This is a genomic window from Pseudomonas sp. GCEP-101, assembly GCF_025133575.1.
Taxonomy (GTDB): Bacteria; Pseudomonadota; Gammaproteobacteria; order Pseudomonadales; family Pseudomonadaceae; genus Pseudomonas; species Pseudomonas nitroreducens_B.
The window spans coordinates 1,840,060-1,863,146 of record NZ_CP104011.1 but is presented as its reverse complement, the minus strand read 5'-3'; the positions used below and the strand labels follow the sequence as shown (position 1 = coordinate 1,863,146).

24 protein-coding genes are annotated in these 23,087 nt (G+C 63.4%); 20 read left to right on the top strand and 4 right to left on the bottom strand.

Going from position 1 to position 23,087, the window contains the following annotated elements:
- The first annotated feature begins 15 nt into the window (after positions 1-15).
- The 11 genes from atpB to N0B71_RS08305 all read left to right on the top strand — a co-directional run bounded on the left by atpB (position 16) and on the right by N0B71_RS08305 (position 9,658).
- Entirely contained in the window at positions 16-885 is an 870-nt protein-coding gene (gene atpB, locus N0B71_RS08355; RefSeq protein WP_259758288.1) for a F0F1 ATP synthase subunit A, read from the top strand.
- Positions 886-994: 109 nt separating this feature from the next.
- Positions 995-1,252: a F0F1 ATP synthase subunit C gene (gene atpE / locus N0B71_RS08350; RefSeq protein WP_043256731.1), complete on the top strand. Its 258-nt coding sequence runs from the start codon at positions 995-997 to the stop codon at positions 1,250-1,252.
- 52 nt (positions 1,253-1,304) lie between these two features.
- Positions 1,305-1,775, top strand: coding sequence for a F0F1 ATP synthase subunit B (locus N0B71_RS08345; protein ID WP_259758287.1), 471 nt, complete (start codon positions 1,305-1,307; stop codon positions 1,773-1,775).
- Between the two features lie 12 nt (positions 1,776-1,787).
- Positions 1,788-2,324, top strand: coding sequence for a F0F1 ATP synthase subunit delta (locus N0B71_RS08340; protein ID WP_152227812.1), 537 nt, complete (start codon positions 1,788-1,790; stop codon positions 2,322-2,324).
- Between the two features lie 18 nt (positions 2,325-2,342).
- Complete coding sequence (gene atpA / locus N0B71_RS08335) at positions 2,343-3,887, top strand: F0F1 ATP synthase subunit alpha (RefSeq protein WP_017518840.1); 1,545 nt, start codon at positions 2,343-2,345, stop codon at positions 3,885-3,887.
- 52 nt (positions 3,888-3,939) lie between these two features.
- Entirely contained in the window at positions 3,940-4,800 is an 861-nt protein-coding gene (atpG, locus tag N0B71_RS08330) for a F0F1 ATP synthase subunit gamma (RefSeq protein WP_017518839.1), read from the top strand.
- Between the two features lie 30 nt (positions 4,801-4,830).
- Positions 4,831-6,207 carry a F0F1 ATP synthase subunit beta gene (atpD, locus tag N0B71_RS08325; RefSeq protein ID WP_017518838.1) on the top strand — a complete coding sequence of 459 codons (1,377 nt, stop codon included), beginning with the start codon at positions 4,831-4,833 and terminating at the stop codon, positions 6,205-6,207.
- A 40-nt stretch (positions 6,208-6,247) separates the two neighbouring features.
- Positions 6,248-6,673, top strand: a complete 426-nt coding sequence (locus tag N0B71_RS08320) for a F0F1 ATP synthase subunit epsilon (protein ID WP_017518837.1) — start codon at positions 6,248-6,250, stop codon at positions 6,671-6,673.
- 114 nt (positions 6,674-6,787) lie between these two features.
- Entirely contained in the window at positions 6,788-8,155 is a 1,368-nt protein-coding gene (glmU, locus tag N0B71_RS08315) for a bifunctional UDP-N-acetylglucosamine diphosphorylase/glucosamine-1-phosphate N-acetyltransferase GlmU (protein ID WP_259758286.1), read from the top strand.
- Positions 8,156-8,274: 119 nt separating this feature from the next.
- Positions 8,275-8,862, top strand: coding sequence for a MarC family protein (locus tag N0B71_RS08310; protein WP_017518835.1), 588 nt, complete (start codon positions 8,275-8,277; stop codon positions 8,860-8,862).
- 13 nt (positions 8,863-8,875) lie between these two features.
- A complete protein-coding gene (locus N0B71_RS08305; protein WP_311197216.1) occupies positions 8,876-9,658 on the top strand; it encodes an N-acetylmuramoyl-L-alanine amidase in 783 nt (260 codons plus the stop codon).
- Here N0B71_RS08305 and N0B71_RS08300 read toward each other — a convergent pair.
- Both N0B71_RS08300 and algB read right to left on the bottom strand, forming a co-directional pair.
- On the bottom strand, positions 9,655-11,448 hold the full coding sequence (locus tag N0B71_RS08300; protein WP_259758285.1) for a KinB sensor domain-containing domain: 1,794 nt from the start codon (positions 11,446-11,448) through the stop codon (positions 9,655-9,657). The genes N0B71_RS08305 and N0B71_RS08300 overlap by 4 nt on opposite strands.
- Entirely contained in the window at positions 11,445-12,791 is a 1,347-nt protein-coding gene (gene algB, locus N0B71_RS08295) for a sigma-54-dependent response regulator transcription factor AlgB (protein ID WP_259758284.1), read from the bottom strand. The genes N0B71_RS08300 and algB overlap by 4 nt, the downstream gene beginning before the upstream one ends.
- Positions 12,792-13,022: 231 nt before the next feature.
- Here algB and N0B71_RS08290 point away from each other — a divergent pair, with 231 nt between their 5' ends.
- From N0B71_RS08290 to N0B71_RS08270, 5 genes are all read left to right on the top strand, one after another.
- On the top strand, positions 13,023-13,877 hold the full coding sequence (locus N0B71_RS08290) for a BON domain-containing protein (protein ID WP_259758283.1): 855 nt from the start codon (positions 13,023-13,025) through the stop codon (positions 13,875-13,877).
- Between the two features lie 29 nt (positions 13,878-13,906).
- Positions 13,907-14,341, top strand: a complete 435-nt coding sequence (locus N0B71_RS08285) for a ferritin-like domain-containing protein (RefSeq protein WP_259758282.1) — start codon at positions 13,907-13,909, stop codon at positions 14,339-14,341.
- A gap of 277 nt (positions 14,342-14,618) precedes the next feature.
- A complete protein-coding gene (locus N0B71_RS08280) occupies positions 14,619-14,945 on the top strand; it encodes a hypothetical protein (protein ID WP_259758281.1) in 327 nt (108 codons plus the stop codon).
- 159 nt (positions 14,946-15,104) lie between these two features.
- Positions 15,105-15,266, top strand: coding sequence for a DUF1328 domain-containing protein (locus N0B71_RS08275; RefSeq protein WP_259758280.1), 162 nt, complete (start codon positions 15,105-15,107; stop codon positions 15,264-15,266).
- Between the two features lie 40 nt (positions 15,267-15,306).
- Positions 15,307-15,777 carry an inhibitor of vertebrate lysozyme family protein gene (locus tag N0B71_RS08270; protein WP_259758278.1) on the top strand — a complete coding sequence of 157 codons (471 nt, stop codon included), beginning with the start codon at positions 15,307-15,309 and terminating at the stop codon, positions 15,775-15,777.
- A 221-nt stretch (positions 15,778-15,998) separates the two neighbouring features.
- Here N0B71_RS08270 and N0B71_RS08265 read toward each other — a convergent pair whose 3' ends face one another.
- Positions 15,999-16,658, bottom strand: coding sequence for a DUF3313 domain-containing protein (locus N0B71_RS08265; protein ID WP_259758277.1), 660 nt, complete (start codon positions 16,656-16,658; stop codon positions 15,999-16,001).
- A gap of 677 nt (positions 16,659-17,335) precedes the next feature.
- Here N0B71_RS08265 and gltP point away from each other — a divergent pair.
- Entirely contained in the window at positions 17,336-18,685 is a 1,350-nt protein-coding gene (gene gltP / locus N0B71_RS08260) for a glutamate/aspartate:proton symporter GltP (protein ID WP_259758276.1), read from the top strand.
- Positions 18,686-18,793: 108 nt separating this feature from the next.
- Entirely contained in the window at positions 18,794-20,023 is a 1,230-nt protein-coding gene (locus N0B71_RS08255) for a nucleoside recognition domain-containing protein (protein ID WP_259758274.1), read from the top strand.
- Here the strand turns inward: N0B71_RS08255 and N0B71_RS08250 are convergent.
- Positions 20,005-20,688, bottom strand: coding sequence for a S1C family serine protease (locus N0B71_RS08250; protein ID WP_259758273.1), 684 nt, complete (start codon positions 20,686-20,688; stop codon positions 20,005-20,007). The two genes, N0B71_RS08255 and N0B71_RS08250, sit on opposite strands and share 19 nt — an antisense overlap.
- A 427-nt stretch (positions 20,689-21,115) precedes the next feature.
- Between N0B71_RS08250 and N0B71_RS08245 the strand changes: the two genes are divergently transcribed.
- Positions 21,116-22,405, top strand: coding sequence for an MFS transporter (locus tag N0B71_RS08245; protein WP_259758272.1), 1,290 nt, complete (start codon positions 21,116-21,118; stop codon positions 22,403-22,405).
- A gap of 124 nt (positions 22,406-22,529) precedes the next feature.
- Positions 22,530-23,081 carry a GNAT family N-acetyltransferase gene (locus N0B71_RS08240; RefSeq protein WP_259758270.1) on the top strand — a complete coding sequence of 184 codons (552 nt, stop codon included), beginning with the start codon at positions 22,530-22,532 and terminating at the stop codon, positions 23,079-23,081.
- The last annotated feature ends 6 nt before the right edge of the window (positions 23,082-23,087 follow it).

Below are 23,087 nucleotides of genomic sequence, written 5' to 3'. Positions count from 1 at the left end.
GCGATTGAGGCAAACATGGCAGCAGAAAGCGCTTCGGGTTACATCCAGCACCACTTGCAGAACCTGACTCTGGGTCGTCTGCCTGATGGTACCTGGGGGTTCGCCCACACCGCCGAACAAGCCAAGGAAATGGGCTTCTGGGCATTCCACGTCGATACCCTGGGCTGGTCCGTATTCCTCGGCCTGGTGTTCATCCTGATCTTCCGCATGGCAGCCAAGAAGGCCACCAGCGGTCAACCTGGCGGCCTGCAGAACTTCGTTGAAGTTCTCGTGGAGTTCGTCGACGGCAGCGTGAAGGACACCTTCCACGGCCGTAATCCGCTCATCGCACCGCTGGCGCTGACCGTGTTCGTCTGGATCTTCCTGATGAACCTGATCGACTTGGTGCCCGTGGACTTCCTGCCGCTGGCGGCCCAGGCGGTCACCGGCAACGAGCACCTGTTCTTCCGCGCCGTGGCCACCACCGATCCGAACGCCACCTTCGGCATGTCGATCGCGGTCTTCGCGCTGATCATCTTCTACAGCATCAAGGTCAAGGGCATCGGCGGCTTCCTCGGCGAACTGACCCTGCACCCGTTCCACAGCAGCAACATGGTGGTTCAGATCATCCTGATCCCCGTCAACTTCCTGCTGGAGTTCGTGACCCTGATCGCCAAGCCGGTATCCCTGGCACTGCGTCTGTTCGGCAACATGTACGCCGGCGAGCTGATCTTCATCCTGATCGCCGTGATGTTCGGTTCCGGCATCCTCTGGCTGGGCGGCATGGGCGTCGTGCTGAACTGGGCGTGGGCCGTGTTCCACATCCTGATCATCACCCTGCAGGCCTTCATCTTCATGATGCTGACCATCGTCTACCTGTCGATGGCCCACGAAGACAGCCACTGATCCACAGATTCTGTACGCCCCTTCCCTCACGGGAGGGGGTGAAAGAAGAGCTTCACCACCTTAACTTGCTTCACCTTTAACCAACACGACAAAAAAGTCGGGAGGAAAAATGGAAACTGTAGTTGGACTCACTGCTATCGCCGTTGCTCTGCTGATCGGTCTGGGCGCTCTGGGTACCGCCATCGGCTTCGGCCTGCTGGGCGGCAAGTTCCTGGAAGGCGCTGCTCGCCAGCCGGAAATGGTTCCGATGCTGCAGGTCAAGATGTTCATCGTCGCTGGTCTGCTCGACGCCGTGACCATGATCGGTGTTGGTATCGCTCTGTTCTTCACCTTCGCTAACCCGTTCATTGCTCAGGTTGCCCACTAATTTCCCGACAGCGGAAATCTGTGACTGAACAACGAACGAGCGAGGTATTGGCGTGAACATTAATGCAACTCTGATTGGCCAGGCCATCGCGTTCGCCATCTTCGTCCTCTTCTGCATGAAGTTCGTGTGGCCGCCGGTCATCGCGGCACTGCACGAGCGTCAGAAGAAGATCGCCGACGGCCTGGACGCTGCCAACCGCGCAGCTCGTGACCTGGAACTGGCCCACGAGAAAGCCGGCGCGCAACTGCGCGAAGCCAAGGCTCAGGCAGCCGAAATCATCGAGCAGGCGAAGAAGAGCGCTAACCAGATCGTTGACGAAGCCCGTGATCAGGCCCGTGCCGAAGGTGATCGCATGATCGCTCAGGCCAAAGCCCAGATCGAACAGGAACTCAACAGCGTCAAAGACGCCCTGCGTGCCCAAGTGGGTGCCCTGGCTGTCTCCGGCGCAGAGAAGATCCTGGGTGCTTCGATCGATGCCAACGCGCAAAAGCAGCTGGTTGATCAACTGGCCGCCGAGATCTAAGCAGAGGGCGATATGGCAGAACTGACCACATTGGCTCGTCCATACGCGAAGGCGGCTTTCGAGTACGCCCAGGCTCATCAGCAACTGGCCGATTGGTCCGCTGCTCTGGGTGTGCTGGCTGCAGTGTCGCAGGACGACACCGTGCGCCAGCTGCTCAAAGAGCCCCAGCTGACCGCGGCAGCCAAGGCTGACGCGCTGATCGACGTGTGTGGCGACAAGCTCAATGCTCCGGCCCAGAACTTCGTCCGGACTGTGGCTGAAAACAAGCGGCTCGACCTGCTGCCGACCATCTTCGTGATGTTCGAGCAACTCAAGGCCGAGCAGGAAAAGCTGGTCGAGGTCGAGGTCACCAGTGCCTTCGCCCTGGACCAGGAACAGCAGGACAAACTCGCCAAGGCTCTCAGCGCCCGGCTCAGTCGCGAAGTGCGACTTCATGCGTCGGAAGACGCGAGCCTGATCGGCGGCGTGGTGATCCGCGCCGGTGACTTGGTAATCGATGGCTCGGTGCGCGGCAAAATCGCGAAACTGGCCGAAGCGTTGAAATCTTGAGTTTGAAGGGGCAGCGGCATGCAGCAACTCAATCCTTCCGAAATTAGTGAAATCATCAAGGGGCGCATCGAGAAACTCGACGTCGCCTCGCAAGCGCGCAACGAAGGCACCATCGTCAGTGTTTCCGATGGCATCGTGCGCATCTTCGGTCTGGCCGACGTCATGTACGGCGAGATGATCGAATTCCCGGGCGGCGTCTACGGTATGGCGCTGAACCTGGAGCAAGACTCCGTCGGTGCTGTGGTACTGGGTGAATACCAGGACCTCAAAGAAGGCATGAACGCCAAGTGCACCGGCCGCATCCTGGAAGTCCCGGTTGGTCCGGAACTGCTGGGTCGCGTTGTCGACGCTCTGGGTAACCCGATCGATGGCAAAGGCCCGATCGATGCCAAACTGACCGACGCTGTCGAGAAAGTGGCACCGGGCGTGATCTGGCGTAAGTCGGTAGACCAGCCGGTTCAGACCGGTTACAAGTCGGTCGACGCCATGATCCCGGTTGGCCGTGGCCAGCGCGAGCTGATCATCGGTGACCGTCAGATCGGTAAAACCGCTCTGGCCATCGACGCCATCATCAACCAGAAGAACAGCGGCATCCGCTGCGTCTACGTTGCCATCGGTCAGAAGCAATCGACCATCGCCAACGTCGTTCGCAAGCTGGAAGAAAACGGCGCCCTGGCCAACACCATCGTGGTGGTTGCCAGCGCTTCGGAATCCGCCGCTCTGCAATACCTGGCTCCGTACTCCGGTTGCACCATGGGCGAATACTTCCGCGACCGCGGTGAAGACGCCCTGATCGTGTACGACGACCTGTCCAAGCAGGCCGTAGCCTACCGCCAGATCTCCCTGCTGCTGCGCCGTCCGCCGGGCCGCGAAGCTTACCCGGGCGACGTGTTCTATCTCCACAGCCGTCTGCTGGAGCGCGCTTCCCGCGTTTCCGAAGAGTATGTCGAGAAGTTCACCAACGGCGAAGTGAAAGGCAAGACCGGTTCCCTGACCGCCCTGCCGATCATCGAAACCCAGGCTGGCGACGTTTCCGCGTTCGTTCCGACCAACGTGATCTCCATCACCGACGGTCAGATCTTCCTGGAATCGGCCATGTTCAACTCGGGTATCCGTCCGGCCGTCAACGCCGGTATCTCGGTATCCCGTGTGGGTGGCGCGGCTCAGACCAAGATCATCAAGAAGCTGTCCGGCGGCATCCGTACCGCGCTGGCCCAGTACCGTGAACTGGCGGCCTTCGCCCAGTTCGCCTCGGACCTGGACGACGCGACCCGCAAGCAGCTGGAACATGGTCAGCGCGTTACCGAGCTGATGAAGCAGAAGCAATACGCGCCGATGTCCATCGCCGAGATGTCGCTGTCCCTGTATGCCGCCGAGCGTGGCTTCCTGCAGGACGTCGAGATCGCCAAGGTGGGCGCCTTCGAACAAGCGCTGATCGCCTACTTCCAACGTGAGAACGCCGCTCTGCTGGCGAAGATCAACGAGAAGGGTGACTTCAACGACGAAATCGACGCAGGCATCAAGGCCGGCATCGAGAAGTTCAAGGCCACCCAAACCTGGTAAGCCGCAGCGGGGGTCGTTAATGGCCCCCGCCTGCTAAACCGATAGGTGTGAAATGGCAGGCGCAAAAGAGATTCGCAGCAAGATTGCGAGCATCAAAAGCACGCAAAAAATCACCAATGCCATGGAAAAGGTGGCGGTGAGCAAGATGCGCAAGGCACAAATGCGCATGGCGGCCGGCCGTCCCTACGCGGAGCGCATTCGCCAGGTGATCGGCCATCTGGCCAACGCCAACCCGGAATACCGTCACCCGTTCATGGTCGAGCGTGAAGTAAAGCGCGTCGGCTACATCGTGGTGAGCTCCGACCGTGGCCTGGCCGGCGGCCTGAACATCAACCTGTTCAAGGCGCTCGTCAAGGACATGAGCGGGCAGCGCGATCGTGGCGCGGAGATCGACCTCTGCGTGATCGGCTCCAAGGGTGCATCCTTCTTCAAGAGCTATGGCGGCAACGTGGTTGCAGCTATCAGCCACCTGGGCGAAGAGCCGTCGATCAATGATCTGATCGGCAGCGTCAAGGTCATGCTGGATGCCTACCTGGAAGGTCGTATCGATCGCCTGTACGTGGTTTCCAACAAGTTCGTCAACACCATGACCCAGAAGCCGACCGTGGAACAGCTGATTCCGCTGGTGGCCGAGGACAATGCCGAGCTGAAGCACCACTGGGACTACCTCTACGAACCCGACGCCAAGGCCCTCCTCGACGGTCTGCTGGTGCGCTACGTGGAATCCCAGGTGTACCAGGCCGTGGTTGAGAACAACGCCTGTGAGCAGGCGGCCCGGATGATTGCAATGAAGAACGCTACCGACAACGCCGGTGATCTGATCAGTGGTCTGCAACTGATCTACAACAAGGCACGTCAGGCGGCGATCACCCAGGAAATCTCGGAAATCGTCGGCGGCGCTGCCGCGGTGTAAGAACAGGTTCAAAATTCAGAGGAACCAGACATGAGTAGCGGACGTATCGTTCAAATCATCGGCGCCGTGATCGACGTGGAATTCCCGCGCGATGCCGTGCCGAGCATCTACGAGGCCCTGAAAGTTCAGGGCGTCGAAACCACCCTGGAAGTTCAGCAGCAGCTGGGCGACGGCGTGGTTCGTTCCATTGCGATGGGTTCCACCGAAGGCCTCAAGCGTGGCCTGAACGTGGAAAGCACCGGCGCAGCCATCTCCGTCCCGGTCGGCACCAAGACCCTGGGCCGTATCATGGACGTGCTGGGCAACCCGATCGACGAAGCCGGCCCCATCGGCGAAGAAGAGCGCTGGGGTATTCACCGCGACGCTCCGTCCTACGCTGACCAGGCGGGCGGCAACGACCTGCTGGAAACCGGCATCAAGGTAATCGACCTGGTCTGCCCGTTCGCCAAGGGCGGTAAAGTCGGTCTGTTCGGTGGTGCCGGCGTCGGCAAGACCGTGAACATGATGGAACTGATCCGTAACATCGCCATGGAGCACAGCGGTTACTCTGTGTTCGCAGGCGTGGGTGAGCGTACTCGTGAGGGTAACGACTTCTACCACGAGATGAAGGATTCCGGCGTACTGGACAAGGTAGCCCTGGTTTACGGCCAGATGAACGAGCCGCCGGGCAACCGTCTGCGCGTTGCACTGACCGGCCTGACCATGGCCGAGAAGTTCCGTGACGAAGGCCGTGACGTACTGCTGTTCATCGACAACATCTACCGTTACACCCTCGCCGGTACCGAAGTATCCGCACTGCTGGGCCGTATGCCTTCGGCAGTAGGTTACCAGCCGACCCTGGCCGAAGAGATGGGCGTTCTGCAAGAGCGCATCACCTCCACCAAGAAAGGCTCGATCACCTCGATCCAGGCCGTCTACGTTCCCGCGGACGACCTGACCGACCCGAGCCCGGCGACCACCTTCGCCCACCTGGACGCCACCGTCGTACTGTCCCGTGACATCGCCTCGCTGGGTATCTACCCGGCCGTCGACCCGCTGGACTCGACTTCCCGTCAGCTGGACCCGCTGGTCATCGGCCAGGATCACTACGACACCGCTCGTGGCGTGCAGTACGTTCTGCAGCGCTACAAGGAGCTGAAGGACATCATCGCGATCCTCGGCATGGACGAACTGTCCGAAGCCGACAAGCTGCTGGTGGCCCGTGCTCGTAAGATCCAGCGCTTCCTGTCCCAGCCGTTCTTCGTGGCTGAAGTATTCACCGGCTCGCCGGGCAAATACGTCTCCCTGAAGGACACCATCGCTGGCTTCAAAGGCATCCTCAACGGCGACTACGATCACCTGCCCGAGCAGGCGTTCTACATGGTCGGCGGCATCGAAGAAGCCATCGAGAAAGCGAAGAAGCTGTAATCCGTGCGCCCGGCAACGGGCGCTTACGTGAGGCAAGGGTATGGCTATTACAGTCCACTGCGACATCGTCAGCGCCGAAGCGGAGATCTTCTCCGGTCTGGTCGAGCTGGTCGTAGCGCACGGCTCCCTGGGCGATCTGGGTATCGCTCCGGGCCACGCGCCGCTGATCACCGAGCTCAAGCCGGGTCCGATCCGCCTGGTGAAGCAGGGTGGCGAGCAGGAGGTGTACTACATCTCCGGTGGCTTCCTCGAAGTACAGCCGAACATGGTCAAGGTTCTCGCCGACACCGTGATTCGCGCAGGTGACCTCGACGAAGCGGCTGCCCAGACCGCACTGAAGGAAGCTGAGAAGGCTCTGCAAGGTAAAGGTGCAGAGTTCGACTACAGCTCCGCCGCAGCCCGCCTGGCCGAAGCCGCAGCGCAACTGCGCACGGTCCAGCAGGTTCGCAAGAAGTACGGCGGCTAAGCTGGCGCGAAGCCCCTCGGGCTTTAGCGACAAATGGGAAAAGGGTAGCCTTGGCTACCCTTTTTCTTTTTATACACTTGGTCTTTTCCCGCTCACCAGGACGGTCCTTCACTCATGTCCCTTGAAATCGTCATCCTCGCCGCAGGCCAGGGCACCCGTATGCGCTCGGCCCTGCCGAAAGTCCTGCATCCGGTCGCTGGCAAACCGATGCTCGCCCATGTGATCGATACCGCCCGCGGCCTCGGCCCGTCGCGCATCCATGTGGTGATTGGCCATGGCGCCGACCGGGTGCGTGAGCGCCTGCAGGCGGATGACCTGAATTTCGTGATCCAGGAACAGCAACTGGGCACCGGCCACGCTGTGGCGCAGGCCGCGCCGTTCCTGAGTGCGGACAACGTGCTGATCCTCTACGGCGACGTGCCGCTGATCGAGCAGCCGACCCTGGAGCGCCTGATGGCGCAGGCCACTCCGGAACAGTTGGCGTTGCTGACCGTCGAACTGGACGATCCCACCGGTTACGGCCGCATCATCCGGGACGCCGCGGGCGAGGTTCAGGCCATCGTCGAGCAGAAGGATGCCACTGCCGAGCAGCGTGCCATCCGCGAGGGCAACACCGGCATCCTCGCCGCACCGCGTGAGCGCCTGCTGGGCTGGCTGTCGCGCCTGTCCAATGCCAATGCCCAGGGCGAGTACTACCTCACCGACGTGATCGCCATGGCCGTGGGCGACGGCCTGCGCGTGGCCACCGCACAACCGCAGGTGGCCATGGAAACCCAGGGCGCCAACGACCGCCTGCAGCTTTCCGAGCTGGAGCGCTTCTTCCAGCTGCGCGTGGCGCGTCGGCTGATGGCCCAGGGCGTCACCCTGATCGATCCGGCGCGCTTCGACGTGCGTGGCGAGGTCAGCGTCGGCCGCGACGTGACCATCGACGTCAACGTGATCCTCGAAGGCCAGGTGGAGATCGAGGACGACGTGCAGATCGGCCCGAACTGCTACATCAAGGACAGCACCCTGCGCCGTGGCGCCATCATCAAGGCCAACTCGCACCTGGAAGGCGCCCATGTCGGCCCGGACAGCGACGTCGGCCCCTTCGCCCGCCTGCGTCCGGGCAGCGTGCTCGAGCGCAAGGTGCATGTGGGTAACTTCGTCGAGCTGAAGAACGCCCACCTGCAGGACGGCGTGAAGGTCGGCCACCTGACCTACCTGGGCGACAGCGAAGTCGGTGCGCGCACCAACATCGGCGCCGGCACCATCACCTGCAACTACGATGGCGCGAACAAGTGGCGCACCACCATCGGCGAAGACGTCTTCATCGGCTCCAACAACTCCCTGGTGGCCCCTGTGGATATCGGATCCGGCGCCACGACTGGCGCGGGTTCGACCATCACCGCCGAGGTGCCGGCCGGCACCCTGGGCGTCGGTCGCGCCAAGCAGCGGGTGATCGAAGGCTGGAAGCGTCCGGAGAAAATCAAGAAATCCTGATGGCTGCGCCCGCGTCCTGTGGGTAAGTTGTTATCCACAGGGCAGTGCACGTTCCCCGTTATTCACAGGCCGCCGCGCGACACGTGTGGCGCCTCGTTCTCGCTGGAGTTTTCCCGGTCATGCTTGGCGTCGCCATCCTGATCTTTCTGATCACCGACCCGTTCGGCAACATCGCGGTATTCCTGGCCGCCCTCAAGTCCGTCCCCGCCGAACGCCGTCTGAAAGTGGCACTGCGTGAGCTGCTGTTCGCCCTGGGCCTGTTGCTGCTGTTCCTCACCCTGGGTGAGCACATCCTCACCGGGCTGGGCCTGTCCAAGGAAGCCACCGGGATCGCCGGCGGCATCATCCTGTTCGTCGTCGCCATGCGCCTGATCTTCCCCACGCCCCAGGGCGTGCTCGGCGACATGCCGGACAACGAACCGCTGTTCGTGCCGCTGGCCACCCCGGCGGTGGCGGGGCCGTCGGCGCTGGCGATGCTGATCACCCTGCGCAGCACCTACACTGGTCCCTTGTGGGAGCTGTATCTGGCGGTGATCCTGGCCTGGGCGGCCACTGCCTTCATCCTCATGCAGGCGGCGTTCCTCCAGCGCTTCCTCGGCCCGCGCGGGCTGATGGCGGTGGAGCGGCTGGCCGGCATGCTGCTGATCATGCTCAGCGTGAACATGCTCCTGCAGAACGTGCGCAGCTTCCTGCACATCGCCGCCTGATCCGAGAATTGCCATGATGTTGCGCGTCCTGACCTTCGCCTTCCTCGCCACCTTGCTCGCCGGCTGCGCCGACCAGGGCCTGCAGATCGATCGCGAGTACGTGTCGAGGAACCAGGACAGCCGCATCCAGTACGTCATCGTCCACTACACCTCGGCCAACCTGCCGCGCTCGCTGGCGCTGCTGACCCACGGCGAGGTGAGCGCGCACTACCTGATCGGCGACAACCCGGCGACCATCTACCAGCTGGTGGACGAAAACCGCCGCGCCTGGCACGCCGGCGCCAGCGAATGGCAGGGGCGCACCTGGCTGAATTCCACGTCCATCGGCATCGAGCTGGTGAACCCTGGCTACCGGGATACCCCGAGCGGGAAGATCTGGTACCCCTACCCGGATGCGCAGATCGACGCATTGATCGCCTTGCTCAAGGACATCACCCGCCGCCAGGGCATCACCCCGGAGCATATCCTCGGCCACAGCGACATCGCCCCGCAGCGCAAGGTCGACCCGGGGCCCTTGTTTCCATGGAAGAAGTTGGCGGATGCCGGCCTGATTCCCTGGCCCAAGCCGGGCGAATTGGCGCGTCGCCTGGCTGAACTGAACGGCCAGTTGCCGCCGCCGAGCTGGTTCCAGCAGCAGCTCGCGCGCCATGGCTACGCGGTGCCGCTCAATGGGGCGATGGATGAGGAAACCCGCAACGTGATCGCGGCCTTCCAGATGCGCTTCCGCCCGGAACGCTTCGATGGCGAGCCGGACCTGGAAACCGCCGCGCTGCTGCTGGCCGTACCGACCTCTTAAACCGGCAGCAGCAGATAGAAGCGCGAGCCCTTGCCCTGCTGCGAACGCAGGGCGATACGGCCGCCGTGCAGCTGGACGATTTCGCGGCACAGCGCCAGGCCAAGCCCGACCCCGCCCTTCTTGCGGCCGACCTGCACGAAGGGCTCGAAGATGCGCCCCTGCTGGCTGAGCGGGATACCGTCGCCGCTGTCTTCCACGGCAATCGCCACGCGCTCCTCCTGGCAGCGCGCCTGCAGCCGGATGGTGCCGCCCTCGGGGGTATGGCGCAGCGCGTTGCCGATCAGGTTATCCAGCACCCGCTCGATCTGCGTGCGGTCGATATTGATCGGCGGCAGGTCGTCGGCGATCTCCAGATCCAGCTCGATGCGCTTTTCCTCGGCAGCGCTGGCATAGCGCGCGTGTGCCTGGCGCAACAGGTCGCCGACGTCGCACAACTGCAGATCCAGCTTCTGGGTGCCGCTCTGGTAGCGGGAGAAATTCAACAGGTCGTTGATCAGCCTTACCAGCCGGTGCATCTCCTCGTCGACGGTGCGCACCAGGTCGCGTTCACGGGATTCCTCGGGGAATTTCAGGCGCTCGGCGAGCAGCCCGAAGGCCATGTGCATGCCGGTCATCGGGGTGCGCAGCTCATGGGAGGCGCGCAGCACGAAGTCGTTGCGCACCCGCTCGAAGGCGCGCTGCTCGGTGACGTCGCGCACCACCATCACCGCGCCGATATTGCGCCCGTCGTCATGGCTCACCGGCGACATGCCCCAGGTCAGCAAGCGGCTTTCGCCGCCCACCTCCACCACCAGGTCCTGCGGGGTTTCATCCAGCAGGTTGCCGCTGAGCACGCGCTGGACCGCCTGGGTCAGCGCCGGGTTGCTCAGCATGGCGCCCAACTCCTGGCCCTGCGGGTCACCGTGGGCGAACAGCTGGCGGGTAGCGACCGGGTTGGCGTGTTCGATGCGGCCGTGGCGGTCGAGGATCACCAGGCCGTCATCGATGCTGTCGAGTACCGCCAGCAGGCGCTTGCGCCCGGAACCCAGCGCCTCGGTATTGCTGGCGCGGTAAAGGCGCAAGGCTTCCGCCATCAGGCCGAAGCGACGGCTCAGGGAGGACATCTCGGCCACGGAGGAGACCGGCAGGGTCACGTCGAATTCGCCCTGGCCGATCTTGTCCGCGGCCTTGGCCAGCGTCTCGATGGGCGCACCGAAGCGCCGCGCGATGCTGTGTGCGGTGAAGAAGCCGACCAGCAGGATGGCGATGCCGATCAGCCCGAGCAGCCCGCTGATCCAAAGCGAGCGATCCCGCGTGGAGCGTTCGGCCACGCTGATGTTGTTGATGGCGGCCTGGTGCATCGCCATCAGGCGGTTGCGCAGGACGTCGAGGGTGCGGCTGAGGTCGCTGTCGGCGAGTAATTCCGGACGGCCCGGGCCGGGCGTGTCGGTGGCCTCGATGAACAGGCGGTGCGCATCGGCGATTTCCGTCAGCGCCTGGCGGTCGCTGGTGTTGCGGGCCAGCGTGCGTCCGCGCTCCAGCGCCTGGGCGAAGTGCGTCCGCGCCAGCTCGAGGTGTTCCGGGCTAGGCCGTGCGCTGAGCACTTGCACCAGCTCGTCGCCCAGCGCCTGGCGCAGGCGCTGGCTGACTTCGATGGCGTCGAAGTTGCGCTGGATCAGCTGGGCCTGCTCGCGGCCGTTCAGTATCACGCTGAACAAGCCGAGCAGCAGCCCCAGCAACGCTACCGTGATGAGCGCCGAGATGCTCAGGAACAACCTCGTGCGCAGCGTCATGGGACCGGGCAGCTTCACAGACTGTACTGCTTGCGCTTGCGATAGAGCGTGGACGCGTCGATGCCCAGCGTCTTCGCCGCCTGGTCCAGGGTGGCGCTGGAGGCCATGACTGCGGCGATGTGGGCCTTCTCCAGTTCCTCCAGGCTCATGGCCTCGCCGATACGGGGCGCGGAACTGGTGGTCTGTTCACCGATGGCGAGCTGTTCGACGCCGATCAGCTCGAAATTGCAGATGATGCTTGCGCGTTCGATTACGTTACGCAGCTCGCGAACGTTCCCCGGCCAGTTGTAGCGGCGCAGCAGCGCGCGGGCCTCGTCGGTGAAGCCGCGGGCGGGGCGGCCGTAATCCTTCACGAACCGGGCCAGGAAGCGTTCGGCCAGGCCGATGATGTCCTCGGCGCGTTCGCGCAGCGGCGGCAGGTTCAGCACGATGACGTTCAGGCGGTAGAGCAGGTCTTCGCGGAAGGTGCCCTGGGCGACCATGCTGGCGAGGTCGCGGTTGGTTGCCGCCAGGATGCGCACATCGGCATTGCGGGTCACCGGGTCGCCGATGCGCTCGTATTCCTTGTCCTGGATGAAACGCAGCAATTTAGGTTGCAACGTGAGGGGAAAGTCGCCGATTTCGTCGAGAAACAGCGTGCCGCCATCCGCTTGGCTGATACGCCCCAGGGTGTTTTCGGTGGCGCCGGTGAAGGCGCCGCGGCTGTGGCCGAACAGCTCGCTTTCCATCAGTTCGGCGGACAGCGACGGGCAGTTGATGGTCACGCAGGATTTCTTCGCCCGTTTGCTCCAGCCGTGAATGGCTCGCGCCAGCTCGCCCTTGCCGGAGCCGGACTCGCCGAGGATGAGGATATTGGCGTCGGTGGCGGCGACCTGGCGGGCCGTCTCCAGTACGGCGGCCATGGCCGGGCTGTGGGATTCCAGCACGTCGCCCTGTTTGCGCATCTCGCCTTCCAGCGCCTCGATGCGCGCGGTCAGCTGACGCACTTCCAGTTGCTTGGCGGCGGCCAGGCGCAGCTGGTCGGGGCTGCAGGGCTTCACCAGGTAATCGGCGGCGCCGGCCTGCATGGCATCCACCGCGGTATCCACCGCCGAGTGCGCGGTGACGATCACCACGCGCATCCACGGTGCCTGCACGCGCATCTGCGTCAGCACATCCAGGCCGTTGTCATCGCCCAGGCGCAGGTCCAGGAAGCACAGGTCGAACACCTGGCGCTGCAGCAGGTTCTCCGCCTGCTGGGCGCTGCTGGCGGTGGCCACGCTGTAGCCCTCGTCTTCCAGGCAGTAGCGGAACGAGCGCAGGATGGCGGACTCGTCATCGACCAGCAGGATCCGGCCTTGCTGTTCAGGCGTTGCGTCCATTCAGCGTTTTCCTCGTTGTTGAGATTCGTTGTTGTAAAGGGTGCGATTTTTCTTAGTCCAGGGTTTTTCGTGCAAGTTGCAAGAATCTTTTTTCCCTGTCGGGCAGGGTGCACAGTCCGGGCCTTTGGTAGGACCCTCCAACACACTGAATTACAAGAATTTTATCCACAAAAATGCACTGGCACGGCGCTTGCGGATCCAATGTCGCACCATCGTTTGACGGAGAACGCCATGCCCAATCCGAAGATCCTTGTCCTGGCCCTGAGTTCCACCCTTCTTGCGTGGCAGCCCCTGGTGGGCCATGCGGCCGAGTCCGGGCTCAGTGCGCAGTTGGCCGAAGCGCGCCAGGAGGGTTCGATCTGGACGGCCCTGAACCTCAACCGCGAACTCAAGCCCTACGCGATCAAGGTGGATGTGGAAAACGGCCGCGCGCACCTGAGCGGCGCGGTGGCCAGCGAAGAACAGAAGGCGCTGGCCGGGCAGATCGCCGCCAGCGTCGAAGGCATCACCGCTGTGGATAACCAGCTGGGAGTGGACGCCTCCCTGGCTGATGCGCGCAAAGCGGACGCTGCCCAGCAACCGGGCGTGGTGCAGCAATGGGACGACGCCACGCTGGCGGCAAAGGTGAAATCCAAGCTCCTGCTGGAAAAGCGCGGCGAAGGGCTGGATATCAAGGTCACCAGCAAGGCTGGCGCCGTCACGCTCGACGGCACCGTGGGCAGTCAGCAGGCCAGCGAGCAGGCCGAGCACCTGGCGGCGCAGACGGAGGGCGTCACGGCGGTGAACAACCGCCTGAAGGTCGACCCCGACGCCGCCACCACCCAGCAATTCCAGAAGTCCGTCGGCGATGCCCAGGCTGCCGTCAGCGATGCCTGGATCACCAGCCAGATCAAGGCCGGAATTCTGTCCGCCCATGCGCTGCAGGGCCTGTCCATCGGGGTTTCCACCCGCGATGGGGTGGTCACGCTCAGTGGCCAGGTACCCAGCGCCGACGAGCGCCAGCAATTGATCGACTCCGCTCGCAACACCCGTGGTGTGCGTGAGGTAGACGCCACCGCGCTGAAGGTGGCCGGCCAGGCTGCCTGATTCCTCCACCCTCCCTCAGGAGTACTCCCATGACCCGCACGACCAGTCAGCTCAACGAACTCATCGAGATCACCCGCGATGGCCAGCGTTTCTACCAGCACGCCATCCAGGAAGTGAAGGATGCCCGGCTGCAGCGGCTGTTCCAGTCCATGGCACAGGCCAAGACCGATGTGATCAACGCCCTCGCCGGCAAGGTCGCCGCCAACCACGAGGACCCCGCCAGCGGCGGCACCTTGCTGGGCAAGCTGCGCCAGGTCTACGCGGACACCCGCGCGACGCTGGCCAGCGACGAAGGCGCCACCTATGTCGCCCAACTGGAAGAAACCGAGGACCGCATCCTCCACGCCTTCGAGGAGGCCCTGCAGAACGGCACGCCGGAAACCCAGGCCCTGCTGCGCGCCGAGTTGCCCAAGGTGCGTGCGTGCCACGACCAGATGAGTGAGCTGAAGCATTCCCTCAAGTGACGCCGTTCACACCGGCGCAGGGAGGCGCCGACAGTGGGTATTGCAAAACGCACGACGCATCCTGAGCCATCGTGCAGGATGCTGGGTAGAGGGACCTTGTTAATAGATTTAACGTGTTGATTTATAAGGGAAAAATTGATCGAGAAAGACTGGCATGCGGCGTGCAATTCCTTCTGCAGACAGTCACTCAAACCACCCGCGACGACGCGAACCGAAAGACCCGAGGAAACGGCCTCACGGTTCTGCAAACCCATCGATGACGGGCAGGAGAAGCAGGATGAACAGCGGAACCAACAGCCAAGTGCAAGTCGCGCGTCACGATGTGTGGAGCCGGATCTTTTTCGCTGGTGCCCTGCTGCTGTTGCTGGTCAACCAGGTGCAACTGCAGATGCAGGTGTCCGAGGCCAAGGCGGCTTCCAGCGCCCCCGTCGCTTATGTGCCGACCGCTTCCAGCGCACCTGGCCTGTACCGCGAAGCCTCGCGTTATCCACAGGCTGCTCCCGCTCGTAACTCCGCACCGGTGCTGCAGGCACCGCAGGCGCAAACCCAGGCCCAGGTCGAAGCACAGCCGCTGGCACGGACCCAGCGCGGCTGGGTGTTCTGAACGTTTTCATGAATCGCTGGCAGGCCACTGGCATGCCCGATACGTCCGCAGTGCCCGGAAGCGCCCGGGCGGACACCCCTTCCGGCACACGCCAGCTGATGGCGCCGGAGCAGGTACCCGAAGCGGTGCCGAACCGACAACGAAAAGAGGAGAGACCCCATGCTTAGCTGGGCAGTGACATTCCTGATCATCGCCATCATCGCCGCGGTCCTGGGCTTCGGTGGCATCGCCGGCGCCGCCACCAGCATCGCCAAGATCCTGTTCGTGATCTTCCTGGTGCTGTTCATCGTGTCCTTCGTCATGGGCCGCCGCCGGGGGTGACGCCCAGCGAACCGGTCGAGGTTGAACAAGGAGCGTAGCGATGAGTTTTACCCGCACTCTGCTGCTGTCGGCCGTTCTGCTCGGTGCCGGGGCCCAGGCCCTGGCCGCCGAGGCGGACAAGGACGCGCAGTACCGCCTGAACGAGCTGATCGCCAGTGATCCGCAGTACCGCGATACCTGGCAATCAGTGATCAAGGACGAGAGCCGCCTGCCGGACTGGGTGATGAACCTCAGCGGCACCGCAACGCCGATGCAGGCGGTGGACGAGCAGGGCGACAAGTATCTGGTCGGCCAGTTGTGCGAAGCACACAACTGTGCGGCCCAACGGTTGTACGTGGCCTTTACCTGGGAAAAGGACAAGGCCTACGCGCTGTACGTGAAGGTTCCGCAGAACCTTCCGGCGGACAAGTCGCCGAGCAAGCACGCCAGTTTCCGCTGGCTGGGCGAGCCGGACGATTCGGTGAAACGGATCCTCGACGATCAGCTCAAGAGTGATCCGAACTGGTATTGAGCGGCACAAGGTTCAGAGATTCGCGTAGCCAGAAGGCTCACGCACGGCCAGGGGGCCGGGATGTTCGGGATGCGTCAGGTCCTGAATGACCCAGGGGTACAGGGGGTACCTCCGCATACAGCGGGCCGGGCCAGGCAAAGCCTCCGGAACCGGCGCGGGATGTCCGCGCCGGCTCCGGAGCGCTTCATCTCCTGCGGCGTTTCACTGCGCCGCAGCGTGGATCACGGCTTGAAGTTGGCCGCGTCGCGCGCCCAGCCATCGAGCACCGGTTTCAGATCGGCCAGGCTCAGGTGGGTGCTGGTGTTCTCCAGCGTCTGGCCCGCGCCCTTGCGCACCACCTTGGCGACCGGCTTGCTGGTCGCGCCATCCAGCGCTTCCATCTCCACGTAGACCTCGGTGTCCTGGTCCCGGGTGCCCATGGCCGTGGTGGTGGCCGCGACCACCAGCGCAATCGGAATCACCTCGTAGGCTTTCAGACCCTCGGTGGAGATGTTCACCCCGGTGATGGCGGTGCGCAGCACCAGCGTGTCGCGATCCGCCTGCTGGACGATGCGGTAGCGGCTGCCCAGTTGCTGTTCGACCTGCTTCTTCAGGTAGTCGGGGATTTCGTTGAGGGTCTTCTGATCGATGTTCTCGTTCGGCTTGGGCGGCGGATAGTAGACCGGCCGTTCGACCAGCACCGAACTGTAGTTCTGCAGTTTCAGGTTCGGGTCGACCCAGCGCAGCACCGGCTGGCCACTGGGGGACGTGGCGGGCTGGAGTTGCGAGTAGTCGCCGAGGAAGCCCGAGTATTGCGAGGCGTCCGGTTTCTGGCTGGAGCAGCCGGCCAGCGCCAGGGCGCCGGCGAAGAGCAGGGTGGGTACTACGTAGCGTCGCGTCATGGAGCGTCCTTATTCAGAGTGTCACCGCGTTGTGCTTTCACCACATTGAACAACCCATTGCTTACCCGGCTGTCGCGGCGGCCGCAGGGTATCCGCACGCCCGCTCGAAGCCGGTCGAACTTCATTGCTGTCAGTCAATTCGGAGTGTTGTGGAAACGTCTTACAATCATCCGCCGATTCTCGTCGGCCCAAAGACGGGGCCCACGGGAAGCAGCTACCGCACAATGAAGAGCGCAGTCCGGCGACTTATCCACAAGCGCGCCCGCATTGCCGCCAGCCTTTGACGTCGAAGGGCCCTTCGCTCGCCCCCGGCCATCCCCCACGGTCCACCGTGCGACCGTACATCCGGTAATACAAAGCCGAGACCCTCGCGTACCCGGCTTGCCGACCGATTCATTCGCGCCAGTGATGGCCGTTTTGCATCAAGCCTAGCCGGCTTTGCAGAGCCCTGCGTGACAGGCGTCGAGGAACCTGTGGCATGCAGAAAATCAAGGGTCTTAGGACCTGGAACCAAGGTTTCAGATGCCTTTTCCTATGCCGATTGTGCATGGGGTAGGCGTTTCCGGCATTAGACGGAGGAGGGGTGGGTCGGAATCATGCGCCCCTTTTTTCGCCGGCCGTCGGCATCCCGATGGCTCGGCGACCCCGACTTCCACAAGAATCAAGGGTGACTCACTATGGGCAAAGCCAAGCTCAGCCTCGCCTGGCAGATCCTCATCGGCCTGGTACTCGGAATTGCACTGGGCGCCGCGCTCAACCATTTCAGCGCGGAAAAGGCCTGGTGGATCAGCAACATCCTCCAGCCGGCGGGCGATATCTTCATCCGCCTGATCAAGATGATCGTGGTACCGATCGTGATTTCCTCGCTCATCGTCGGCATCGCCGGCATGGGTGACGCGAAGAAGCTCGGCCGCATCGGCCTGAAGACCATCATCTACTTCGAAATCATCACCACCGTCGCCATCGTCGTCGGCCTGCTGCTGGCGAACGTCTTCCAGCCCGGCGCCGGCATCGACATGAGCACGCTGGGAACTGTGGATATCTCCCAGTACGCGCAGACCGCCAAGGAAGTCGAGCACCACCACGCGTTCATCGAGACTATCCTCAACCTGATCCCGTCGAACATCTTCGCGGCCATGGCCCGCGGCGAGATGCTGCCGATCATCTTCTTCTCGGTGATGTTCGGCCTGGGCCTGTCCTCGCTGCCGGCGCCGACCCGCGAGCCGCTGGTGAAAATGTTCCAGGGCGTGGCCGAAGCCATGTTCCGCGTCACCCACATGATCATGCGCTACGCCCCCATCGGCGTCTTCGCGCTGATCGCGGTGACCGTCGCCAACTTCGGCTTCGCCTCGCTGCTGCCCCTGGCCAAGCTGGTGGTGCTGGTGTACTTCGCCATCGCCTTCTTCGCCTTCATGGTGCTGGGCCTGGCCGCGCGCCTGTTCGGCTTTTCCATCATCAAGCTGATGCGCATCTTCAAGGACGAGCTGGTCCTGGCTTACTCCACCGCCAGTTCCGAGACCGTGCTGCCGCGCATCATCGAGAAGATGGAAGCCTACGGCGCGCCCAAGGCGGTGAGCAGCTTCGTGGTGCCCACCGGCTACTCGTTCAACCTCGATGGCTCGACCCTGTACCAGAGCATCGCGGCGATCTTCATCGCCCAGCTCTATGGCATCGACCTGTCCATCGGCCAGCAGCTGATGCTGGTGCTGACCCTGATGGTCACTTCCAAGGGCATCGCCGGCGTACCGGGCGTTTCCTTCGTGGTGTTGCTGGCGACCCTGGGCAGCGTCGGCATTCCGCTGGAAGGCCTGGCCTTCATCGCCGGCGTCGACCGCATCATGGACATGGCGCGCACCGCGCTGAACGTGATCGGCAATGCCCTCGCGGTGCTGGTCATCGCCAAGTGGGAAGGCGTGTACGACGCGCAGAAGGGCGCCCGTTACTGGGACGCCATGCGCAACGGCAGCGTCGAGGAACTGCTGGAAGGGGAAAGCGTGGACGGCAAGCACAGCCCTGCCGCCCACTGACCCGACAGGGTTATCAACAAGGCCCCGGCAGTGTCCGGGGCCTTGTCGTTTCTGGCGCCCAAGGTGCCCGTGCCGCTATCATCGCGGCCATTCCAAGGGGGACATCGCATGCTCAACGGCCTGTGGCTGGGCTTTTTCATCGTCGCGGCGGTCACCGCGCTTTCCCGCTGGCTGCTGGGTGGCGAGGCCAGCGTCTTCGCCGCCATGGTGGAGAGCCTGTTCGCCATGGCCAAGCTGTCGGTGGAGGTCATGGTGCTGCTGTTCGGCACCCTGACCCTGTGGCTGGGCTTTCTGCGCATCGCCGAAAAAGCCGGCCTGGTGGAAAAACTCGCGGTGCTGCTCGGCCCACTGTTCCGCCGCCTGATGCCGGACGTGCCTGCCGGCCACCCGGCCATCGGCCTGATCACCCTGAACTTCGCCGCCAACGGCCTGGGCCTGGACAACGCCGCTACGCCCATCGGCCTGAAGGCGATGAAGGCGCTGCAGGAGCTCAACCCCAACAGCACCACCGCGAGCAACGCACAGATCCTCTTCCTGGTGCTCAACGCCTCTTCGCTGACCCTGCTGCCGGTTACCATCTTCATGTACCGCGCGCAGCAGGGCGCGGTGGACCCGACCCTGGTGTTCCTGCCGATCCTGCTGGCCACCAGCGCCTCCACGCTGGTCGGCCTGCTCAGCGTCGCGGTGATGCAGCGCCTGCGCCTGTGGGACCCGGTGGTACTGGCCTATCTGATTCCCGGCGCGCTGGCGCTGGGCGCCTTCATGGCGCTGCTGGCCGGTCTCTCCGCCACGGCGCTGGCGCAACTGTCGTCGTTGCTGGGCAACCTCACGCTGTTCGGCATCATCCTGCTGTTCCTCGTCGTCGGCTGGCTGAAGAAGGTGCCGGTGTACGAAACCTTCGTCGAGGGCGCCAAGGAAGGTTTCGATGTCGCCAAGAGCCTGCTGCCGTACCTGGTGGCGATGCTCTGCGCGGTCGGCGTGCTGCGTGCCTCCGGGGCGCTGGAAATGGCCCTGGACGGCATTCGCTGGGTGGTTGAAGGTGCCGGCTGGGATACCCGTTTCGTCGATGCGCTGCCCACCGCGCTGGTCAAACCGTTCTCCGGCAGCGCCGCCCGCGCGATGCTGCTGGAGACCATGCAATCCCACGGGGTGGACAGCTTCCCCGCGCTGGTCGCGGCGACGGTGCAGGGCAGCACCGAGACCACCTTCTACGTGCTGGCCGTGTACTTCGGCGCCGTCGGTATCCAGCGCGCGCGCCACGCCGTGGGCTGCGCGCTGCTGGCGGACCTGGCCGGAGTCCTGGCGTCCATCGGCGTGTGCTACTGGTTCTTCGCCTGAAGATTCGCGCCATCGCTGGCCTGGGCGGCCTTGCGCGCCGCCTGTGCCTGGAAGAGCAGCCACTCGCGCTGGATCACGCTATAGGGCACGAACACGCTCAGGCGTGACATGCCCGCCAGTTCCGGGCGGTTGCTCGGTGGGCGAAACCCCGCCTGGAAGCCGATGTTGATGCCCAGCACACTGCCGTCGCTGCCGATCAGCGGGCCGCCGGACATGCCCTTGGCCATCGCCGCATCGTGCACGCCGTAGCGCTCGCCGCTGGCCGAGCCGCCATCGACGAAGGGTACCGGCCAGATCCTGCCCGTCGCGCTCATGGGAATCAGCAAGGTACTGCTGCCCAGCGCGGTCACGGTTTCGCCGGGGCGGAAGTGCCGCCACTGCGGCAGCGCCCCGTCGGCCTTGTGCGCGATGAACAGCAGGTCGCAGCCGGTACTGCAGCGGTATGCCTGGTTGCGCAGGAAGGGAGTATGGGCGGCTGTCACCGCGTAGTCGGCGTTCCATTGCACGGCCGATGCCACGATGAAGCCCGGGATAGGCGGGCCGGACAGCACCGTGAAGTACCGGTCTGTCAGACGCCCATCGGTTTCGGGGGATACCCAGCCGTTGCATCCGGTAAGGAAAATCAGAAGTAAAAACAGGAACGAAATTCCCTGCAGATTTTTCATAAGAAAGCTCTCCCTTTTGCGTCGGAAAAGCTAACGATTAATCTGGGAAAATTCTTATATAAAATTAAGATTATTAATTAAGTAATTTCTGAGGGAGTTATCTTGAAATAAGAAAGTTTCCTACAAATAAATCTGTAGGAAGTTATTTAAGGAGAGAGTCAATACATTGATATAAATAAGCGGATGAATTCGGAGAAATGCGAGGTACTTCGCCAAACCACCGTTTCCGATGAACGGTCGGGAAGCTTTCACCAAGCTTTCAATGCCCATGAAATTGGGCCTTTCAGCCATTTTCCGATTGTCGCGGCGCAGCTTTTACACATAGTGTTACAAATCATCACCTCTCCAGGGCCTGCCTGCCCGTGGAGAGGGATCAGCGATTTCCCGCCGGGAAATCCCCCGTGTATCAGCCCTGAGTGATGTTCTTATGGCCTCGAACAACTCCAAAGCCAAAGCCGTCTTCCGTGTGGTGAGTGGCAACTTCCTCGAGATGTATGACTTCATGGTGTATGGCTTCTATGCCACCGCGATTGCCAAGACCTTCTTCCCCGGCGATGACCCCTTCGCCTCGCTCATGCTGTCGCTGGCGACCTTCGGCGCCGGCTTCCTGATGCGTCCGCTGGGCGCCATCTTCCTCGGCGCCTACATCGACCGCCACGGCCGCCGCCAGGGCCTGATCATCACCCTCGGCCTGATGGCCATGGGCACGCTGCTGATCGCCTTCGTGCCCGGCTACGGGACGCTGGGCGTCGCGGCGCCGCTGCTGGTGTTGCTGGGTCGCCTGTTGCAGGGCTTCTCCGCCGGCGTGGAGCTGGGCGGCGTGTCGGTGTACCTGGCGGAAATCGCCACCCCCGGCAAGCGCGGTTTCTTCGTCAGCTGGCAGTCGGCCAGCCAACAGGTCGCGGTGGTCTTCGCCGGTCTGCTGGGGGTTATCCTCAACCACTGGCTGAGCCCGCAGGACATGGGTGAGTGGGGCTGGCGCGTGCCCTTCTTCGTCGGCTGCCTGATCGTCCCGGCGCTGTTCATCATCCGCCGCTCGTTGGAGGAAACCCCCGAGTTCCAGAAGCGCAAACATCACCCCAGCCTAGGCCAGGTGCTGCGCTCCATCGGCGAAAACTTCGGTCTGGTGCTGGCCGGCACTGCCATGGTGGTGATGACCACCGTGTCCTTCTACCTGATCACCGCCTACACCCCGACCTTCGGCAAGAACGAGCTGCACCTGTCGGACTTCGACAGCCTGCTGGTGACCATGTGCGTGGGCCTGTCCAATTTCGTCTGGCTGCCGGTGATGGGCGCCGCGTCCGACCGCATCGGCCGCAAGCCGCTGCTGCTGGCTGCCACCGTGCTGGCGCTGGTCACCGCCTACCCGATGCTGTCCTGGCTGGTGGCCGAGCCCAGCTTCGCCCGCCTGCTGGAAGTGGAACTGTGGCTGTCCTTCCTTTACGGCAGCTACAACGGCGCCATGGTCGTCGCGCTCACCGAGGTCATGCCGGCGGATGTGCGCACCACCGGCTTCTCCCTGGCATACAGCCTGGCGACTGCCACCTTCGGCGGCTTTACCCCGGCGGTGTGCACCTGGCTCATCCACGTCCTCGACAACAAGGCCGCGCCGGGCATCTGGCTCAGCGGCGCGGCGCTGCTCGGCCTGCTGGCCACGCTGGTGCTGTTTCGCAAGGGCGCGCGCATCCGCGCCGGCGCGCTGGTCGGCAGCGCCTGAGGACGGCTGCGACGTTCTGCCCCAGCACGGTTCCGGGCGGCATTGACTTATGTCAGGCCTGCCCGGGGCCGGCAGGAGAAGGATAGGGTCAACCCAATCCCTCTTCGCCAGCGGAGAACGCGTCATGATCACCCACACCACAGCCGAGCTCGCAGCCCTCGGGGCTGTCGGCGCCGATCACTGGATAGAAACCCTCGAAGACGGCAGCCACGTGCTGATCCGCCCGTTGCGCGCGGAAGACCGCGAGCGCGAGCGCCTGTTCCTCGAACGCCTGTCCCCCATGACCCGCAAGTTCCGCTTCCACGGCGAAGTGAAGATCGACGACAAGCTGCTCGATCGCCTGATGGACGTCGACTACCAGACCACCATGGCCTTCATCGCCCTGACCCACGTGGACGGCGAACTGCGCGAAGTCGGCATCAGCCGTTACGCGGCGGTGGACAAACAGCAGTGCGAATGCGCGGTGACCATTGCCGATGAGTTCAAGCAACTGGGACTGGACGTCGCGCTGATGCGCCACCTGATCGACGTGGCCAAGCGCAATGGCTTCCACCAGATGTATTCGATCGACTCGTCGATGGACCGCGACATGCGCGACATGGCCCGTGAACTGGGCTTCCGCGCCCAGATCGACCCGGACGATTCCTGCCAGGTCATTCGCCGTCTCGCACTCTGACGCCTG

Coding starts and splice junctions, on each gene's coding strand:
- atpB (WP_259758288.1), top strand. CDS start 16: ATGGCAGCAGAAAGCGCTTCGGGTTACATCCAGCACCACTTGCAGAAC.
- atpE (WP_043256731.1), top strand. CDS start 995: ATGGAAACTGTAGTTGGACTCACTGCTATCGCCGTTGCTCTGCTGATC.
- N0B71_RS08340 (WP_152227812.1), top strand. CDS start 1,788: ATGGCAGAACTGACCACATTGGCTCGTCCATACGCGAAGGCGGCTTTC.
- atpA (WP_017518840.1), top strand. CDS start 2,343: ATGCAGCAACTCAATCCTTCCGAAATTAGTGAAATCATCAAGGGGCGC.
- atpG (WP_017518839.1), top strand. CDS start 3,940: ATGGCAGGCGCAAAAGAGATTCGCAGCAAGATTGCGAGCATCAAAAGC.
- atpD (WP_017518838.1), top strand. CDS start 4,831: ATGAGTAGCGGACGTATCGTTCAAATCATCGGCGCCGTGATCGACGTG.
- N0B71_RS08320 (WP_017518837.1), top strand. CDS start 6,248: ATGGCTATTACAGTCCACTGCGACATCGTCAGCGCCGAAGCGGAGATC.
- glmU (WP_259758286.1), top strand. CDS start 6,788: ATGTCCCTTGAAATCGTCATCCTCGCCGCAGGCCAGGGCACCCGTATG.
- N0B71_RS08310 (WP_017518835.1), top strand. CDS start 8,275: ATGCTTGGCGTCGCCATCCTGATCTTTCTGATCACCGACCCGTTCGGC.
- N0B71_RS08305 (WP_311197216.1), top strand. CDS start 8,876: ATGATGTTGCGCGTCCTGACCTTCGCCTTCCTCGCCACCTTGCTCGCC.
- algB (WP_259758284.1), bottom strand. CDS start 12,791: ATGGACGCAACGCCTGAACAGCAAGGCCGGATCCTGCTGGTCGATGAC.
- N0B71_RS08290 (WP_259758283.1), top strand. CDS start 13,023: ATGCCCAATCCGAAGATCCTTGTCCTGGCCCTGAGTTCCACCCTTCTT.
- N0B71_RS08285 (WP_259758282.1), top strand. CDS start 13,907: ATGACCCGCACGACCAGTCAGCTCAACGAACTCATCGAGATCACCCGC.
- N0B71_RS08280 (WP_259758281.1), top strand. CDS start 14,619: ATGAACAGCGGAACCAACAGCCAAGTGCAAGTCGCGCGTCACGATGTG.
- N0B71_RS08275 (WP_259758280.1), top strand. CDS start 15,105: ATGCTTAGCTGGGCAGTGACATTCCTGATCATCGCCATCATCGCCGCG.
- N0B71_RS08270 (WP_259758278.1), top strand. CDS start 15,307: ATGAGTTTTACCCGCACTCTGCTGCTGTCGGCCGTTCTGCTCGGTGCC.
- N0B71_RS08265 (WP_259758277.1), bottom strand. CDS start 16,658: ATGACGCGACGCTACGTAGTACCCACCCTGCTCTTCGCCGGCGCCCTG.
- gltP (WP_259758276.1), top strand. CDS start 17,336: ATGGGCAAAGCCAAGCTCAGCCTCGCCTGGCAGATCCTCATCGGCCTG.
- N0B71_RS08255 (WP_259758274.1), top strand. CDS start 18,794: ATGCTCAACGGCCTGTGGCTGGGCTTTTTCATCGTCGCGGCGGTCACC.
- N0B71_RS08250 (WP_259758273.1), bottom strand. CDS start 20,688: ATGAAAAATCTGCAGGGAATTTCGTTCCTGTTTTTACTTCTGATTTTC.
- N0B71_RS08245 (WP_259758272.1), top strand. CDS start 21,116: ATGGCCTCGAACAACTCCAAAGCCAAAGCCGTCTTCCGTGTGGTGAGT.
- N0B71_RS08240 (WP_259758270.1), top strand. CDS start 22,530: ATGATCACCCACACCACAGCCGAGCTCGCAGCCCTCGGGGCTGTCGGC.